The 17,851-nt window shown below is 59.0% G+C and carries 17 protein-coding genes; 6 read left to right on the forward strand and 11 right to left on the reverse strand.

The features are described 5' to 3' along the window. Window positions 1–9 precede the first annotated feature (9 nt). The 5 genes from AAFM15_RS04710 (at window position 10) to AAFM15_RS04730 (ending at window position 5,687) form a co-directional block, all read left to right on the forward strand. Window positions 10–939, forward strand: a complete 930-nt coding sequence (locus tag AAFM15_RS04710; protein WP_341685550.1) for a branched-chain amino acid ABC transporter permease — start codon at window positions 10–12, stop codon at window positions 937–939. Between the two features lie 12 nt (window positions 940–951). Next, window positions 952–2,028 carry a branched-chain amino acid ABC transporter permease gene (locus tag AAFM15_RS04715; RefSeq protein WP_341685551.1) on the forward strand — a complete coding sequence of 359 codons (1,077 nt, stop codon included), beginning with the start codon at window positions 952–954 and terminating at the stop codon, window positions 2,026–2,028. Window positions 2,029–2,067: 39 nt separating this feature from the next. After that, entirely contained in the window at window positions 2,068–3,399 is a 1,332-nt protein-coding gene (locus tag AAFM15_RS04720) for an ABC transporter substrate-binding protein (protein WP_341685552.1), read from the forward strand. 170 nt (window positions 3,400–3,569) lie between these two features. Further along, a complete protein-coding gene (locus tag AAFM15_RS04725) occupies window positions 3,570–4,379 on the forward strand; it encodes an ABC transporter ATP-binding protein (protein WP_341685553.1) in 810 nt (269 codons plus the stop codon). Between the two features lie 51 nt (window positions 4,380–4,430). After that, window positions 4,431–5,687: an AMP-binding protein gene (locus tag AAFM15_RS04730; protein WP_341685554.1), complete on the forward strand. Its 1,257-nt coding sequence runs from the start codon at window positions 4,431–4,433 to the stop codon at window positions 5,685–5,687. Window positions 5,688–5,690: 3 nt separating this feature from the next. Here AAFM15_RS04730 and AAFM15_RS04735 read toward each other — a convergent pair whose 3' ends face one another. Genes AAFM15_RS04735 through AAFM15_RS04760 form a run of 6 tightly spaced genes read right to left on the reverse strand, consistent with a single transcriptional unit; the run spans window position 5,691 to window position 12,392 of the window. After that, window positions 5,691–6,884, reverse strand: a complete 1,194-nt coding sequence (locus tag AAFM15_RS04735; protein ID WP_341685555.1) for an MFS transporter — start codon at window positions 6,882–6,884, stop codon at window positions 5,691–5,693. Continuing rightward, window positions 6,881–7,738 (reverse strand): CoA ester lyase, encoded by an 858-nt coding sequence (locus tag AAFM15_RS04740; protein ID WP_341685556.1) that lies wholly within the window; start codon window positions 7,736–7,738, stop codon window positions 6,881–6,883. Before AAFM15_RS04740 ends, AAFM15_RS04735 begins: the two co-directional genes overlap by 4 nt. Further along, a complete protein-coding gene (locus AAFM15_RS04745; protein ID WP_341685557.1) occupies window positions 7,735–9,099 on the reverse strand; it encodes an MmgE/PrpD family protein in 1,365 nt (454 codons plus the stop codon). Before AAFM15_RS04745 ends, AAFM15_RS04740 begins: the two co-directional genes overlap by 4 nt. Before the next feature lie 11 nt (window positions 9,100–9,110). Beyond that, a complete protein-coding gene (locus tag AAFM15_RS04750; protein WP_341685558.1) occupies window positions 9,111–10,292 on the reverse strand; it encodes a CaiB/BaiF CoA-transferase family protein in 1,182 nt (393 codons plus the stop codon). A 14-nt stretch (window positions 10,293–10,306) separates the two neighbouring features. Further along, entirely contained in the window at window positions 10,307–11,467 is a 1,161-nt protein-coding gene (locus AAFM15_RS04755) for an acyl-CoA dehydrogenase family protein (RefSeq protein WP_341685559.1), read from the reverse strand. Window positions 11,468–11,504: 37 nt separating this feature from the next. Beyond that, entirely contained in the window at window positions 11,505–12,392 is an 888-nt protein-coding gene (locus tag AAFM15_RS04760) for a MaoC family dehydratase N-terminal domain-containing protein (protein WP_341685560.1), read from the reverse strand. A gap of 153 nt (window positions 12,393–12,545) precedes the next feature. Between AAFM15_RS04760 and AAFM15_RS04765 the strand changes: the two genes are divergently transcribed. Next, entirely contained in the window at window positions 12,546–13,475 is a 930-nt protein-coding gene (locus tag AAFM15_RS04765) for a LysR family transcriptional regulator (RefSeq protein ID WP_341685561.1), read from the forward strand. On the opposite strand, the gene AAFM15_RS04770 is transcribed toward AAFM15_RS04765, so the two are convergent. The 5 genes from AAFM15_RS04770 to AAFM15_RS04790 form a co-directional block, all read right to left on the reverse strand. Beyond that, the gene (locus AAFM15_RS04770; protein WP_341685562.1) at window positions 13,438–13,836 is read right to left on the reverse strand and encodes a VOC family protein; all 399 of its coding nucleotides are present in this window, start codon (window positions 13,834–13,836) and stop codon (window positions 13,438–13,440) included. The genes AAFM15_RS04765 and AAFM15_RS04770 overlap by 38 nt on opposite strands. Window positions 13,837–13,840: 4 nt before the next feature. Then, window positions 13,841–15,124, reverse strand: a complete 1,284-nt coding sequence (locus tag AAFM15_RS04775; protein ID WP_341685563.1) for a TRAP transporter large permease subunit — start codon at window positions 15,122–15,124, stop codon at window positions 13,841–13,843. Continuing rightward, complete coding sequence (locus AAFM15_RS04780; RefSeq protein WP_341685564.1) at window positions 15,121–15,648, reverse strand: TRAP transporter small permease; 528 nt, start codon at window positions 15,646–15,648, stop codon at window positions 15,121–15,123. The genes AAFM15_RS04775 and AAFM15_RS04780 overlap by 4 nt, the downstream gene beginning before the upstream one ends. 68 nt (window positions 15,649–15,716) lie before the next feature. Continuing rightward, entirely contained in the window at window positions 15,717–16,694 is a 978-nt protein-coding gene (locus AAFM15_RS04785; protein WP_341685565.1) for a TRAP transporter substrate-binding protein, read from the reverse strand. Window positions 16,695–16,823: 129 nt separating this feature from the next. Next, the gene (locus AAFM15_RS04790; RefSeq protein WP_341685566.1) at window positions 16,824–17,774 is read right to left on the reverse strand and encodes a DctP family TRAP transporter solute-binding subunit; all 951 of its coding nucleotides are present in this window, start codon (window positions 17,772–17,774) and stop codon (window positions 16,824–16,826) included. Between the last annotated feature and the right edge of the window lie 77 nt (window positions 17,775–17,851).

The following is a 17,851-nucleotide window of genomic DNA, read 5'->3' on the forward strand; positions in this document are numbered from 1 at the left end:
GAAAAGCAAATGGCATTCTTTCTTGAAACTCTGTTTGGCGGTCTGATGGCCGGCATGCTGTATTCCCTGGTGGCGCTCGGCTTTGTGCTGATCTTCAAGGCCTCGGGCGTCTTCAACTTCGCGCAAGGTGCGATGGTTCTGGTTGCGGCGCTTTGCATGGCGCGCTTTGCTGAATGGATCCCGGCCTGGACCGGTTTGGAAAGCAAGGCGCTGGCTAACCTCATGGCTTTTGCCGTGTCGGTGGTTTTCATGTTTTTACTTGCCTGGGTTATCGAAAGACTGGTGCTGCGGCACTTGGTCAACCAGGAAGGTGTGACGCTGCTCATGGCCACGTTGGGGATCACCTACTTTATCGATGGCTTTGGTCAGACCCTCTTTGGTAGCGATATCTACAAGATTGATGTCGGCATGCCCAAAGATCCTGTGTTTATTCTCGACAGCCTGTTTGAGGGCGGTGTCCTGATCAGTCAGGAGGATGTGGTTGCTGCCCTGGTTGCCGCCGTGCTCGTGGCTGCCTTGTCGGTGTTTTTTCAGAAAACAGGCACAGGCCGCGCTCTGCGTGCCGTGGCGGATGATCACCAGGCCGCACAGTCGATTGGCATTCCGCTCAACCGTATTTGGGTCATCGTTTGGTGTGTGGCGGGCATCACTGCCTTGGTGGCCGGCATCATCTGGGGCTCCAAGCTGGGGGTGCAGTTCTCGCTGACCACGGTGGCCCTGCGCGCCTTGCCCGTCATCATTTTGGGCGGCCTGACTTCGGTGCCCGGCGCCATCATCGGCGGCCTGATCATCGGTGTGGGTGAAAAACTCTCAGAGGTTTATTTGGGCCCTCTGGTGGGCGGCGGCATCGAGATTTGGTTTGCCTACATGCTCGCGCTGGTGTTTTTGCTGTTCAGACCTCAAGGTCTGTTTGGCGAAAAGATCATCGATCGCGTCTAAGGAGTCATTGAAATGTTTTACAGAGAAAATGGTCAGTTCAAGACCTCCTACCGGGCCGATCAGCAGATTTTTGCCATTGCCCAAGACCGCTGGGCGATTGTGGCCATCGTTGCCTTTGCGGCCATTGGTGTCCCTTTCCTGGTGGATGAATACCTGTTTCGCGCCATCCTGATTCCCTTCCTGATCCTGTCGCTCGCGGCGCTGGGGGTGAATATTCTGGTGGGGTATTGCGGTCAAATCTCTCTGGGTTCGGGTGCCTTCATGGCGGTGGGGGCCTACATGGCCTACAACACTTATGTGCGTGTGGAGGGTATGCCGCTGATCGTTGCGCTGCTGTCTGGCGGCTTCTTTGCCACGGTAGTTGGTATCTTTTTTGGTATCCCGAGTCTGCGCGTCAAGGGCTTGTATTTGGCCGTGGCTACTCTTGCAGCGCAGTTTTTTTGTGATTGGGCCTTTCTGAGGATTGGCTGGTTTACCAACAACAACCCTTCTGGTTCGGTGTCGGTGTCTGACCTTGCCGTGTTGGGCTGGACAATCAATACGCCCGTTGAAAAGTACCTGTTCTGTCTGGGTTTCCTGGTGGTCTTTGGGCTGCTGGCCAAAAATCTGGTGCGCAGCGCTATTGGTCGCGAGTGGATGGCCATTCGCGATATGGACGTGGCTGCAGCCGTCATTGGCATCCGCCCCATGTATGCCAAGCTCAGCGCTTTCGCGGTCAGCTCTTTCATCGTGGGTGTAGCAGGTGCGCTGTGGGGCTTTGTGCACTTAGGCTCCTGGGAGCCTGCTGCGTTCTCGATTGATCGATCCTTCCAGCTGTTGTTCATGGTCATCATCGGCGGCATGGGTTCCATCATGGGCAGCTTCTTCGGTGCAGCCTTCATTGTGGTGTTGCCCATCTTCTTGAACCAGGTGCTTCCAGCTCTGGGTGCGATGGTCGGCGTCGACATTTCTACGGCGACCGTCTCGCACACCGAATACATGATCTTTGGCGCCTTGATTGTCTGGTTCTTGATTGTTGAACCTCATGGTCTGGCCAAGCTCTGGTCTATCGGCAAGCAAAAGCTTCGCCTGTGGCCATTCCCGCATTGATTTTCCCCTCGTGCTTCACATCAACTTTAGGAGACAACCATGAAGCTTCGTCAACTCGCTCTTGCCACGGTGGTGGCTGCTGCCGGCCTGTCCAGCGCTCTGGTGCCCTCTGTGGCCAGTGCGCAGGCCAAGGAACAGTTTTTCCCGGTGCTGGTCTATCGTACGGGTGCTTACGCACCGAACGGCGTACCTTTCGCCAACGGCTATGTCGATTACCTCAAGCTGGTCAATGCCCGTGGCGGCATCAACGGCGTGAAGGTCAGCTTTGAAGAGTGTGAAACGGGTTATGCCACCGATCGTGGCGTCGAGTGTTATGAGCGCTTGAAAGGCAAAGGCGCAACCGTGTTTCAGCCTTTGTCCACCGGTATCACTTTTGCTTTGACGGAAAAAGCGCCCAACGACAAGATTCCACTGATCACGGCCGGTTATGGTCGCAGTGAATCTCAAGATGGCGGCGTCTTCAAGTGGAATTTCCCGATCGCAGGCACCTACTGGGTGGCCGGCGATGTGATCGTGCAAGATATTGCCAAAAAGCTGGGCGGTACCGACAAGCTCAAAGGCAAGCACATCGCGCTGGTTTACCACGACAGCCCTTTTGGCAAGGAAGCGATCCCAATTTTGCAGGAGCGTGCCAATATGCACGGCTTCAAGCTGAGCCTGTTGCCCGTGACACACCCTGGTGTGGAGCAAAAGTCCACCTGGCTGCAGATTCGTCGCGACCGTCCTGACTACGTGGTCAACTGGGGTTGGGGTGTGATGAACTCCACCTTGATCAAGGAGGCTCAGGCCACGGGATATCCGCGTGACAAGATTTACGGCGTCTGGTGGGCTGGCGCTGAACCCGATGTCAAAGATATCGGCGAAGGTGCCAAAGGCTACAACGCGATCACGATGCAACACGGCGCTGAGCCCAATGCGGCTTTCGTGAAGGAAATCCTGCAGAAGGTTCATGGCAAAGGTCAAGGTACGGGTCCAAAAGACGAAGTGGGCCAGGTGCTTTACGTGCGCGGGGCCATGAGTGCCATGTTCGCTGTGGAAGGCGTGCGTGCTGCACAGGAGCGCTTCGGCAAAGGCAAGGTCATGACCGGCGAGCAAGCACGTTGGGGCTATGAGAACCTGGATTTGACCCAGGCCAAGCTCGATGCATTGGGCTTCAAGGGCGTGATGCGTCCCGTCTCCACCAGCTGCCAGGACCACATGGGTGCCAACTGGGCTCGTATCCATACATGGAACGGCAGCAAGTGGGAGTTCAGCAGCGACTGGTACCAGGCTGAAGAATCCATCATCAAGCCGATGGTCAAGGCTGCAGCAGACAAGTACGCTGCAGAAAAGAAACTGCAACGCCGTACGCCTGCAGATTGCCAGTCCTGATTGGGACTCCGTCATCGCGAGCGGTTCAATCCACGTGGCGATCCAGTCATGGACTGCCACGGGCCTTTGGCCCTCGCGGTGAAGATGGTGGCTGCTGACGTTGTCGGTAGCCGCCAGATGAAAGCGTCGCTAGCGAGGCTTTCATCTGGTCACCAAAGACAAGGTTCATCATGGACACTAAAAAAATCGTTCTCAACGTCAACGGTATCGAAGTCATTTACAACCACGTGATCCTTGTTCTCAAGGGCGTGTCATTGCAAGTGCCCGAGCAGGGCATCGTAGCCTTGCTGGGCGGTAACGGCGCAGGCAAAACCACCACCTTGCGAGCCATCTCCAACTTGCTCAAAGGAGAGCGTGGAGAAGTGACGAAAGGCTCCATTGAGCTTCGGGGTGAGCGCATCGAAAATCTCTCGCCCGCAGATCTCGTCAATCGCGGCGTTGTTCAGGTCATGGAGGGCCGTCACTGTTTTGCTCACCTGACCATTGAGGAAAATTTGCTCACGGGCAGTTACACCCGTACCGACAAGGGCGAAATCGCAGCCAACCTTGACAAGGTCTACACCTATTTCCCGCGTTTGAAAACGCGCCGTACGTCACAAGCGGCCTACACATCAGGTGGCGAGCAGCAGATGTGCGCGATTGGGCGAGCCCTGATGACCAACCCGAACGTGGTGTTGCTCGATGAGCCTTCCATGGGTCTGGCGCCGCAGATCGTTGAAGAGGTGTTCGAGATTGTGAAAGACCTCAACAGCAAGGAAAAAGTGACTTTCCTGCTGGCCGAGCAAAACACCAATATGGCCCTCAAGTACGCAGACTACGGCTACATCATGGAGTCAGGCCGTATCGTCATGGACGGCGCTGCCGAAGACCTGCGAACCAACGAAGACGTCAAGGAGTTTTACCTCGGCGTGGGTGGTGGCGAGCGCAAGAGCTTCAAGGATGTCAAGAGCTACAAGCGTCGCAAGCGCTGGTTGGCTTGATGTGGTTTGCTGCGGCAATTTCCCCAAAACACTTCATCACTTTGACACGCCATGAAGCACTTTGACGCTCTGGAAACACGTGGTACGCAGGAGCGTGAAGCAGCCTTGATGGCTGCTTTGCCTGCACAAGTCGCCAACGCGCAGAAAAACAGTGCGGCTTTTGCCGAAATTCTCAAAGGCGTAGACGCAGCCAGCATCACAAGTCGCCGCGCCTTGGCGCAATTGCCCGTGACGCGGAAATACGAATTGCTGGAGCGCCAGCAGGCACAACGCGCCAAAGATCCTTTTGGTGGCTTCTCCAGCATTGGCTGGAAAGGCATGGTGCGTAGCGCAGGTGTCAAGCGTGTGTACCAATCCCCCGGTCCGATTTACGAACCCGAGGGGCATGCTGCAGATTATTGGCGTGCAGGCCGCGCGATGGCTGCTGCCGGTTTTGAGTCGGGCGATCTGGTGCACAACTGTTTCAGCTACCACCTGACGCCGGGCGCCTGGATCATGGAAAGCGGGGCGCACGCTTTGGGCTGCGCCGTCATTCCTGGTGGTGTGGGCAACACGGAGCAGCAACTTGCGGCCGTTGCTGATTTGCGACCCCATGCGTATTCCGGTACGCCCAGTTTCCTGAAAATCCTGATTGAAAAAGCAGCCGAAGCGGGTCAAAAGCTGTCGATCACCAAGGCCTTGGTGTCGGGCGAGGCGTGCCCCCCTTCTCTGCGTGACTGGTTTATGCAACAGGGTGTGCAGGCCTACCAGTGCTATGCCACGGCCGATGTCGGCTTGATTGCTTACGAAACGGCAGCGCGCGAAGGCCTGGTGCTGGATGAAGGCGTGATTGTTGAAATCGTGCGCCCTGGCACAGGTGAGCCTTTGCCGGAAGGTGAGGTGGGTGAAGTGGTGGTGACGGTTCTCAACCCCGATTACCCATTGATTCGTTTTGGCACAGGCGACTTGTCTGCCGTGTTGCCTGGTGCCTGCCCTACGGGTCGCACCAACACGCGCATCAAGGGTTGGATGGGCCGCGCCGATCAGACGACCAAGGTGCGAGGCATGTTTGTGCATCCAGGGCAGATCAACGAGGTGGTGAAACGGTTTCCCGAGATCATCAAGGCGCGCCTGGTGGTGACCGGGGAGATGGCCAACGATCAGATGGTGTTGCAGGTCGAAACCGCAAGTCCGTCGGATGCACTGGCACTGAAGGTGGCAGAAGCTGTAAGAGATGTCACAAAACTGCGCGCTGACGTGAGGTCGGTTGTCCCCGGTAGCTTGCCCAATGACGGCAAGGTGATTGAGGACGCGCGCAGCTACAAATGAGGGCTATCGGCGAAAGCCGGCCAACTTGAGGGTGCCCCAGGCGGCAGCCATGCATGCCGTCAATGCGACCACTACACTGGGCCAGCCGCCGTGCCCCCAGGGCCAACCCACGCTGCTGCCCACCACGCTGCCACCCAGGTAATAGCTCGACAGGTACAACGCAGATGCCAATCCACGGCGGATACCCGCACGTTCGGCAATCGCAGCGCTGGCGCGTGCGTGGATGACAAAAAATCCGAAGGTGAACATGGCAAGGCCAGCGATCACCCATACGGCGTGGGGCCACAGCGTGATGAGGAGTCCGCCAATCATCACCGCGCACATGCGCATCATCAGCGTCTGCCCGCCATGCGTCAGCACCTGACGCCCCGCCCAGGTGGAAGATGCCGAGCCCACGGCGTAAATCAAGAACAAGCTGCCCACAGCGGCGGGCCCCCAGCCAAACGCAGGTCCTGACAGCAGGAAACCCACATAGTTGTACACACCGACAAACGCGCCCATGGTCAAAAAAGGCAGCACAAACAACCAGGGCAACACAGGGTCGGCCAGCAAACAGCGCAGGTTGCGCAGCAAGCGCGCAGGGGCTGGCCGTCGGGGTACAAAGTGCCGTGCGGGAGGCAACAATCGCCAAAACAACCATACTGCCAGCATACCCATGAGCCCTTGGGCCAGAATGCCGGCACGCCAATGCAACCATTGGGTCACCAGGGCTGCCACGATACGCCCCGCCATGCCGCCTACAGCGTTGGCCGCGATGTACACGCCAATGGCTTTGGCGCGACGCACAGGTGCCAGCTCATCGCCCAGGTGTGCCAGGCCAGCAGCGGGGACCGTGGCCACGGCAAAGCCCACACCCAGTCGGCACCAGAGCAGCCAGTCGTAGTCGCTCATCAAACCGGAAAGCACTGAAAACACCACGGCCACCAACAGGCCCGTGCGCATCAATGGCGCACGGCCAAAACGGTCGCTGATCAGGCTCATCGGAATCAGCGCCAGTGCCATTGCAAAGGTGCCAGCAGATACGCTCAGGCTGGCCTGTGCGGGGCTCAGTGCAAAGTGCTCTGCCATCTGGGGCAGCACAGGCTGCGTGCCGTACATCAAGGAAAAACTGGTGAAGCCGGCCAGGCCAATGGCTGCCGTCACGCGGCGGCGGTGCGCTTGTTCGCCGCTGCTTTCGGTCAGGGTCCGGGCGCTCACACCGGGCTTGCTGCGCGAGCCAGCCATTGGCGAGCCAGGGCCAACACGGGGGCATCGACCATCTTGCCGTCGACGCTGAAAGCGCCACCACCAGCTTCGGCTTCGGCGGCGAGCACGCGTTCGGCCCAGTCGCGCTCGGTCTCGGTTGGCGCAAAGCCTTGGTGCACGCCTGCTACCTGGTTGGGGTGGATGCACAGTTTGGCGCCAAAGCCAAAGCGGCGACTGCGTTGTGTGTCACGCAGCAAGGCCGACGCATCGTTGGTCGCGGTGGTCACGCCATCAACCGCCGGTGCCAGTCGTGCACGACGGGTGACTGTGACCAGGGCCCAGCGGGCCGGGGCCAGTTCGGCTTCATCGGGGCCGCACGCCATGCCGATATCGGCTTGCAGGTCGATGTGTCCGAGGCCCAGGCGCAGCACTTGTGGGGCACGTGCAATGTCATCGAGTTGTGCAAAACCCTCTGCGCTTTCCAGCAAAGGCAACACAGGCAAGCCGGGACAGACTCGGGCAATGTCTGCAATCGCACGGCTCGACTCGGCTTTGGGCAGCATCACCGCCCCCAAGCCCACCAGCTGTTGCAGCAAAGCCAGATCCTGCGCATGCCAGGGTGTCCCCGCAGGGTTGATGCGCACCAGCAAGCGAGCACGCTCCGGGCCAGTCAAGTTTGTCCATGCCATGGCGATGGCAGTGCGGGCATCGTCCTTGCTGGTCAGGGGGACTGCATCTTCCAGATCAAGAATGACAGCATCCGCTCCCGAGGCCAGGGCCTTGCCGAAACGCTCCGGGCGTTGACCGGGCACAAACAGGAAGCTGCGTGCCGAAGCCAAGCCAGAGGGCTGCACAGGCGTACTCATGCTTGCACCTGTGTCAGCAGGGTGCCTACGCGTGGCCACTGCGCGACGTTCCACAGGCGATCCAGCGCCTGCTGCATTTCGGCAGGACTGGCGCCTTGGCTGAAGTCGGCCAAGCGCAGGGCTTTGGCGGTGAGTTCTTCGCGCGAGAGGGTGTTGCCAGGGTCACCCTTGGGTTCATCCACGCGGCCATGCAGAACACGGCCATCTGTGGTGGTGACGGTCACTTTGCCAATCCATCGACGCGGGTAGGCACTGTCCACTTCAGGGTCGAGCACCATGCTTACGCGCGCGCACAGTGCTTGCGTGGCCGCGTCCTTGAAATGCTGATCGAATTCCGTCAAGCCCGCATGGCCGTATTGCGCCACCAGCGCCAGTACGGTGCCCATGGAGAACTTGCTTTGATGCACCGTGGAAGGGTCCACGACCGGGCCCAGCACATCGATGGCGCCCTGGTGCACATGCGTCACCACCTGGGCCAGGTCGGCATGGCTGAGGCCATGGGCCTGCATCACGCTCAGAAGGGCATCAGCCGCTGGGTGCGTGTGGCGGCAGGAAGCGTGGTACTTGAAGGACACTTCTGTTGTCGTCCAGCGGCTGCCCAGACCATCGGTCAGTTTGGCCGGGTCGGCATCGCTGGACATGCCCGCAGCCATGCCCTGTGGGCCGCACAAAATATCGGCCGCACCTGTGAAATGGTCCTGTGCCAGATAGGCTGCCATCAGGCCTGCTGCTGCGGCATGTGATGTGTGAAGTTGCTTGCTGTCAGCCGCAGTGCGCAAGAATTCCCACAAACCGGCGGATTGCGTTCCGGCAGAACCGAACGCATGCAACATTTGCTGCGGATTGAGTTTGAGCAGGTGTCCCACTGCGGCAGCCGCAGCCAGCGTCCCGGCTGTACCTGTGGTGTGAAATACCTTGTAGTGAGATCGGCCCAAGAACTCACCCACACGAATACCGACTTCGTAGCCGACTACACAAGCGGTCAGGAGTTCGCGACCGCTGGCACCCAGCGCCTGCGCGGTGGCCAAGGCAGCCGGAAACACCACTGTGGCCGGGTGGAACACCGAACCGTTATGCACATCGTCTTGTTCGGCCACGTGTGAGGCCGCCGCATTGGCCATGGCCGCCAGGTAGGGGCTGGTGGTGTCACCGGTGGTGATGACTTCCGAAAGTCCTGCGCTCGGCCCCATGCGCAAGGCGAAGCGGGTGATGCTGCTGACCGGGCGCGAACCGTGGCCAGCGACGGCAGAACCAAACCAGTCCACCAAGAGGTCTTCGATTTTGGACACCACCGGACCCGGCAGGTCTTCAAACTGCAGCTGAGCGGCAAAGGTGGCCAGGGCTTGAGTGGGTGTGTGCATAGGGGGTGATCTCAAATGGAATGGTCTGCGTGCAGCGCGGCAATGTCGGCATCGCTGCGACCCAGGCTGCGCAAAATCGACTCGGTGTGTTCGCCCACTTTGGGAATGGGGTCCATGCGGTAGTCAAAGCGGTTGTTGCGCCCCGGGGGTAGCAAAGCCGGAATCTCGCCAGCAGGCGAGCCCACGGTTTGCCAGCGTTGGCGCGCCTGCAGTTGAGGGTGGGCCCACACGCCCGCCATGTCGTTCATGCGGGCGTTGGCAATTTGCGCCTCGTCCAGGCGTTCAATCACTTGTGCAGTGCTCAGCGGTGCAAATTCGGCCAGTATCAGGGCCTTGAGCTCGGCACGGTTGTCGTTTCGTTTGGCGTTGGTGTCAAAGCGCGGGTCGGCGGCGAGCGCGGCGTTCTTCAGTACCACCGCGCAAAACACCTTCCATTCGCGCTCGTTTTGAAGGCCGAGCATGATGGTGCCACCATCGCCTGCAGCAAAGGGGCCATAGGGGTAGATGCTGGCGTGCGACGCGGCGGTGCGCGGTGGCGGCGGTGCACCCTCAAAGGCGTAGTACAGCGGGTAGCCCATCCATTCGCCCAGCGCTTCGAGCATGGACACATCAATGTGGCTGCCTTGACCGGTGCGCTCACGCAGCAGCAGGGCCGACAGGATGTTGGTATAGGCGTACATGCCTGCGGCAATGTCGGCCATCGAGTTGCCGGCTTTGGAGGGTTCATCGGGGGTGCCGGTGATGGACAACATGCCCGCTTCGCTCTGGATGAGCAGGTCGTAGGCCTTCTTGTCGCGGTAGGGGCCGTCTTCACCATAGCCCGAGATGTCGCACACGATCAGCCTGGGATGGCTGGCGCTGAGCGCTTCATATGACAAACCCATGCGTGCCGCAGCACCCGGCGCCAGGTTTTGCACCAGCACGTCAGCGTCTTTCAGCAAGTCCTTGAGCACGGCCATGGCATCTGCTTGCTTGAGGTCCAGCGTCAGGCTTTCCTTGGAGCGGTTGGTCCATACAAAGTGCGAAGCCTCGCCACGCACGCGTGTGTCGTAGGCGCGGGCAAAGTCGCCACTGCCAGGACGCTCGACCTTGATCACGCGTGCGCCCAGGTCGGCCAGCTGGCGGGTGCAAAAAGGCGCGGCAATCGCGTGCTCCAGTGAGACCACAGTGATGCCATCAAGAGGGCGTGTCATGGGCTGCTCCTGCTTCAATAGGACTTGGGCAAACCGAGAATGTGCTCGGCCACATAGCTGTAAATCATGTTGGTGGAGATGGGCGCCACTTGGTACAGGCGCGTCTCGCGGAACTTGCGCTCGATGTCGTACTCGCAGGCAAAGCCAAAACCGCCGTGGGTTTGCAGGCACACATTAGCGGCCTCCCATGATGCCTTGGCGGCGAGGTACTTGGCCATGTTGGCTTCGGCGCCGGCGTTCTGCATCGCATCGATTTTTTCGCAGGCTTTCCAGCGCATCAGGTTGGCGGCTTCAAGCTCAATGAAGGCGTCGGCAATCGGGAACTGCACGCCCTGGTTCTGGCCGATGGGGCGGCCGAACACCACGCGTTCGTTCGCATACTTCGTGGCGCGGTCAATGAACCAGTAGCCATCGCCAATGCATTCGGCTGCGATCAGGGTGCGCTCGGCGTTCAGGCCGTCGAGCAACGTTTTGAAACCCTTGCCCTCTTCGCCCAACAAGGCGTCTTCGGAGATCTCGAGGTTGTCAAAGAACAGTTCGTTGGTCTCGTGGTTGACCATGTTCAGGATCGGGCGCACGGTCAGGCCGTTGCCGATGGCGGTCTTCAGATCGATCAGGAAGCAGGACAGGCCTTCGGATTTTTTCTTGACCTGGTTCACCGGCGTGGTGCGAGCCAGCAGGATCATCAGGTCGCTGTGCTGGATGCGAGAGATCCAGACCTTCTGGCCGTTGATGACCCAGCGGCCATCCTTCTTGACCGCACTGGTCTTGAGCTTGGTGGTGTCGCTACCTGTGGTCGGCTCGGTCACACCCATCGACTGTATGCGCAACTCGCCGCTGGCGATGCGAGGCAGGAATTTTTCCTTTTGCGCCTGCGAGCCGCCACGCACGATGGCGTTCATCACATACATCTGGCCGTGGCATGCGCCCGAGTTGCCGCCACTGCGGTTGATCTCTTCCATGATGACCGAAGCTTCGGCCATGGACAGGCCTGAGCCGCCGTATTCCTGTGGAATCAAAGCGGCCATCCAGCCTGCTTTGGTGAGGGCGTCGACAAATTCTTCAGGATAGCCGCGTGCTTCATCCACCTTGCGGTGGTACTCGTCAGGGAACTGGGCACAAAGGTCGCGCACAGCGTCGCGAATGTCCTGGTAGGCGTCTGGAGTGTGTTGCATGTGAAAAATTTCTGGAGTGTTTGGAGAAGTATGGGGGTCAGGCCAGCTCGACGCTGCCTTGCATGGTGAGCCAGCCCTCGTGGTCGCTGGCCCAGACGCGGATGGTCTTGCCGTCCTCTGCGGGCTGTGCGTTCAGTCGGAATGGGTGCAGGTCAAAAGTAGGGCGCACGGCCTTGAACTGGAAGCCTTTGACGAAAGCGCCCGGCGCATTGCGGCGCACCAGGTCCACTAGCAGCGTGGCGATCAGGGGGCCGTGCACGATCAGGCCGGGGTAGCCTTCCACCTGCGTGACGTACTGGCGGTCGTAATGGATACGGTGGCCATTGAAGGTCAAAGCGGAGTAACGGAACAAGAGCACATCGTCGGGTACGACTTCGCGTTGCCAGGGCGCACCTGTTTCAGCAGCCACGGGCGCGGGCACCGGGTCACCCGGCTGTGCGGCGGCACGGTAAACAATGTCGTGCTCTTCGGTCAGGGACAGGCCTTGCGCGTTGTGCACTTCGTGCTTGACCAGCACAAAAATCAGATCGCCGGTACGGCCTGCCTTGTGCGTGACCGATTCGATGCGCGAGATGCGTTGCGCAGCATCACCCACGCGCAGAGGGTTGGCCGGGTTCCAGGTCAGGCGGCCGCCAGCCCACATGCGGCGCGGCAACGGTACCGGAGGCAGAAAGCCGCCACGTTTGGCGTGGCCGTCAGGGCCAATCTCGCGCTGCAGGTGCTGCGGCAAAAAGAACAGCCAATGGCCCAGCGGTGGTAGCACGCTACCGGACACCGGGGCCGGGTCTTCGCGGTCCAGCGTGGCCGAGAAACCGCGCACCGGGGCGGCGGTGATGTCATCATGCAAGGTTTCGCTGCGGCCAGTCCAGGCTTGCAAATTGCTCAAGGTTTCGGCGTCGACGGTACGGGCGCTAGGCGTAGACATTGGAGGCATCCTTTGTGATGTTGGTGGTCTTCTTAAGACGGTTTCAGTCACGGTGTGACACGAATGATCAGGCCTTCAGCCTCTATGCACAATCGCTGAATTCGGAATCGAGTCTTTTAAAATTCAAAAGTCTCAAGCCCTGACCTGACCACCATGCACTTTGACCTGACTGACCTTCGGCTTTTTGTCTGTACCGCTGACGAAGGCAGCCTGACCCGCGCTGCCCAGCTGCAACACATGTCCTTGCCTGCAGCCAGTGTGCGCATCAAATCCCTTGAGGGCCAGTCCGGGCAGGCGCTGTTTTACCGACAGGCTCGTGGTGTGCGCCTGACGCCGGCGGGCGAGGCGTTTTTGCACCATGCACGCGGCGTGTTGCGGCAGGTGCATCAGCTCCAGACGGATTTGCAGGAATACGAAGAAGGCCTGCGCGGACACGTGCGGTTGTTTGCAAACACAACAGCCGTATCCGACTTTTTACCGGAAATCCTGGCGCCGTTTCTGGCAGCCTACCCGCGCGTGAATGTGGAGCTCAAGGAAATGGCCAGCCGGGAGGTGGGCCGCGGGGTGCTGGAGGGGCAGGCCGATCTGGGCATTGTGTCGGGTCCCCTGGACATTGAGGGCTTGCAGCGCGTGCATTTCAGCACCGATCACCTGGTGTTGGTCGTGCCCAAGGGCCATTCCTTGGCGCAGCACAAGTCAGTCCCTTTTGTGGAGACGCTGGCGCACAACCAGGTGGGTATGCATGTGGGCAGCACGCTTAACGAGTTTTTGCACCAGGTCACCAGCGATTTGGGCGAAACGCTCAAACTGCGTATTCAGGTGCACAGCTTTGATGTGATGTGCCGCATGATCAACGCTGGCGTGGGCATCGGCATCGTGCCCGCCAGCGTGGCGCAGCGTTGTCAGGCCTACCTGGACCTGGACTTGGTGAGCCTCACAGATGCCTGGAGCGTGCGCAAGCGCTACATCCTGTACCGCGACGCGGCGCGACTGCCTCGTTATGCGCAGATGCTGGTCGAGGCCATTGCGGCCCACTATGGCGAGGTCAGGCCGGCACTCGTTCCGACAACTCAATCAGATTGAAGTCGGGGTCGCGCACATACACCGAGCGGATTTTGCCGGTTGCCCCCGTGCGCAGCACGGGCCCTTCCACGATGGGCCAATTGCAGCTTTGCAGATGGTCCATTGTGGCTTGCAAAGGGCCCGAGAGCAGGAAGCACAAATCCAGCGCACCCGGCACAGGCAGGTGCGCCTTGGGCTCAAATTCTGCTCCCTGCACATGCAGGTTGATCTTCTGCTGCCCGAACACAAAAGCCCGGCGTTGCACGGGTGGCGTGCCGCCCACGAAGGTCTCCAGCCGCATGCCCAGCACGCGGGTGTAGAAGTCCACGCAGGCGGCCTCGCGGGCCGTGGTCAGGACCAGATGATCCAGATGGCTGATCATCACATCAAGCGCCAAAGATCATGTTAGGCAGTGCCAGGCTGATCGCGGGTACATAAGTGATGATCACCAGGAACACCAGTAACACAGACAGCCATGGGAGCGCTGCGCGGGTCACTTCCATCAGGCTCATGCCGGTCACACCGCTGGTCACGAACAGGTTCAGCCCCACGGGTGGTGTGACCATGCCAATTTCCATGTTCACCACCATGATCACGCCCAGGTGAATCGGGTCGATGCCCAGTTGCTGGGAAATCGGGAACAGGATGGGCGCCAGAATCAGGATGATGCCAGTAGGCTCCATGAAGTTGCCGGCCACCAGCAAGATCAGGTTGACCACCAGCAAGAACACCCAGGGGGACATGCCTGCGGACATGATTTGTTCAGCAATGGCCTGCGGGATACGCTCGGTTGTGAGCACATGGGCAAACAGCAAGGCGTTGCCAACGATGAACATCAGCATCACCGTGGTTTTGGCCGACTCCAGGAACACCTCGGGCAGGTGTTTGAAGCTCAGATCCTTGTAGATGAACAAAGCCACAAACAGGGCGTATACCGCTGACACGGCAGCAGCTTCGGTCGGAGTGAATATGCCGCCATAAATACCGCCCATGATGATGACCAGCAGTGCCAGACCCCACATGGACTCGCGGAAGGTGCGAACCACTTCAGCAAAAGAAGCTTTGGGCGGGGGGGTGATGTTCATCTTGCCTGCACGCCACCATACAGCAACCATCAGCATCAAGCCGAGCATGATGCCGGGTATGACACCGGCCATGAACAAACGGCCCACAGACACTTCGGTCACGGCGGCGTAGACCACCATCACGATGGAGGGCGGAATCAGGATGCCCAGCGTGCCAGCATTGCAGATCACGCCAGCCGCAAAGTCTTTGCCATAGCCGTTCTTGACCATGCCAGCGATCACGATCGAGCCGATGGCAACCACGGTTGCCGGGCTGGAGCCGGACACAGCGGCAAAGAGCATGCACGCCAGAATGGATGCAATGGCCAGGCCGCCGCGCAAGTGACCCACAGCTGCAATGGCAAAGTTCACCATGCGCTTGGCCACGCCACCCGTGGACATGAAGTTACCCGCCAGCACAAAGAAGGGAATGGCCAGCAGGGTGTAGTGCTCACTGGTTTCGAACAGCTTGATGGACATCGAAGCGAGCGAATCCTGCGAGAAGAAAAAGATGGTGACCAGGCTCGACAGCCCCAGGCTGATGGCAATCGGCAAGCCCATCAACATGCAGGCAAACAAAATGGTAAACAGGACGATGGTGTTCATGCGGCGTCTCCCTCAGCCTTGAGCTTCATGGCATCAGCAGCTTCGTCGGCCAGGTGCAGGCTGTCCGTTTTGCCGGTGATCAGGTTGAAAAGAATTTGCAGGAAGCGAAAGCCCATGAGGGCATAGCCAATGGGCATGATGATCAAACCCTTCCAGCGTTCAATGGGCATGTCGTCGAATTCGATACCCACATCCATCATCTTGGCGACGTACTGGGTCGCGCCGGTCAGCACAAAGCCCACATAAAGCAAACTCAGCGCCACAGCCACAACGGAAACCGAGCGGCGAGCCGAAGGGGAGAGCTTGCGCACCACGGCATCCACACCAATGTGAGCCCCCACGCGTACGCCGTAAGAAATGCCAACAAAAATCATGAAGGCAAAACAGACGCCAGTGAGCTCCTGCGCCCAGCTCAGGCCGGAGTCAAACACATAGCGCAAGACCACCTGCACAAAGGTCAGGCCGGTCATGGCCAGAAGCATGAGGGAGATGATCCACTCTTCGAGTCGGTCGATGATTTTCATAAGAACACCTGGTTCAAAAAAAGGCCCGCTGCACACAGCAGCGGGCCAGGACTTCAGGCCAAAAGCAGTTACTTGTTGGCCTTGAGAGCGGCGTCGATCAGGTCCTTGCCGATTTCAGCTTCAAACTTTTTCCAGACCGGTTTCATGGCGGTGCGCCACTGGTTCAGATGGTCTTCGCTCATGGGCAATACACGTGCTTTCTTGTCGGCAATGACTTTGGCGCGGAAAGTGGTGTCTTCTTCCAGTGCGACCTTGTTACCAGCCACAATGGATTCTTTCATGGCTTCCGACAGACCTTTTTGTACGTCTGCTGGCAGGCCGTTCCACCACTTGGCGTTGGCGATCACCATGTAGTCGACCACACCGTGGTTGGATTCCATGATGTATTTCTGCACTTCGTGGAACTTTTTGGAGTAGATGTTGGCCCAGGGGTTCTCGGCGCCATCAACCACACCGGTTTGAAGGGCTTGGTACACCTCGGCAAATGCAATTTTCTGGGGGTTGCCACCCACGGCCTTGAATTGGGCTTCCAGAACGTCGGAAGGCTGGATGCGGAACTTCAGTCCCTTGGCGTCTTCAGGCGTACCCAGTGGCTTGTTGGCCGACAGCTGTTTCATGCCATTGTGCAAATAGCCAAAACCAATGATGCCTTTTTTCTCCATTGACTTCAGCAGCTCTTGGCCTTCCTTGCTGTTCTGGAAGCGGTCCACAGCATGGATGTCCTTGAACAGGAAGGGCAGGTCAAAAATCTGCAACTTGGGCGTGTATTTGCCAAACTTGGCCAATGAGGGGGCCAGGATCTGTACATCGCCCAGCAGCAGCGCTTCCATTTCCTTGCCATCGCCAAACAGCTGGCTGTTGGGGAAAACCTGCACTTCTACTTTGCCGGGGAGTTTCTTTTCGGCCACTTCCTTGAATTTAAGTGCGGCCTGGCCCTTGGGTGTCACATCAGCCACCACGTGGCTGTATTTGATGATGATGGGGGCAGCTTGTGCGCTCAGGCCTGCGGCCATCAGAGCAGCAGCGACGACGAGTTTGATTTTCATTCGAGTGTCTCCGTAATTCAGCTGTTCAAACTATTTCGAACGGGTCAAACAATACGCAAGGCGCCAGATGACAACAACTGTGGTGTTCCTCAGTCGGGTAAACCCTATGCTGCCTGTCTTTGCCCGAGGTCAAGGTGAATTCAAGGCTTGACGCACCGAGTCCAGCCAGTTTTGTCCGATCCGTCGCGCCAGATCGTCCCAAGCGGGTTGTACGGCAGTTCGCAGGCGCAGGTGTTGCCCGGGGGTCAGTTCATGAATACGAGTGGAGCCTGAAGCCCGCAAGGCGTGCAGAGCTTGTTCATTCTGACCTGCAGCGACGCTGTTGCCCCAGGCTAGGGCTTCTTTCATGGCAGATGTCATGTGTTGACGTTGGAGTTCACTCAGATTTCGCCAAAATGGAGCATGGATCACAATCGCATAACCGATAAACCCGTGGCCTGTGAGCGTCAGGTCGGACTGCACTTCGTGCATGTGCTGAGTCCAGAAATTGGAGACGGGGTTTTCCGTGCCATCGACCACGCCCGTACCCAAGGCGCGACGGGTCTCGCTGAAGGGCAGATCCACTGGACGGGCACCCAAAGCACGCATTTGGCGCGCAATGGTGCGTGACGATTGCACCCTCATGCGCAGACCCAGGTAGTCGGCTGGCTCCAGCAGCGGCCGGTTGGCGCTCATGTGTTTGAAACCATTGTCAAGGAATCCCAGGCCCACCATGTGCTGGCGCTGCAGCCGTTGCAGCAGGGCTTGACCCAGTCCGCCTTCGGTGATGCGGCGGACATCGGCCTGAGTGGAAAACAGGAAGGGAAGATCAAACAGTTCAAACTCGGGAAAGCCCAAGCGCCCGAATTTGGACAGCGAGGGCGCCAGAATTTCTACGGCGCCCAACTGCATGGCCTCCATTTCATCGCGGTCGCTGTAGAGCTGGGCGTTGGGGTAAATGTCCACGCGCATGCGCCCTTGGGTGCGCTCCTCAAGCAAGGCCTTAAAGCGCAAGGCTGTCTGGCCCTTGGGTGTGTTTTCGGCCACCACATGCGAAAAACGGATGCGTACTGGCTCACCAGTTTTTTGGGCTTGGGCCATGGCCGCAGGTACGTATCCAGCCCCCAAAAGAAACAGAAGGATCAAAATGGACAAAACGTGTAATCCCACGACCGATG

Source organism: Limnohabitans sp. (genome assembly GCF_038134685.1).
Taxonomy (GTDB): domain Bacteria; phylum Pseudomonadota; class Gammaproteobacteria; order Burkholderiales; family Burkholderiaceae_C; genus Limnohabitans_A.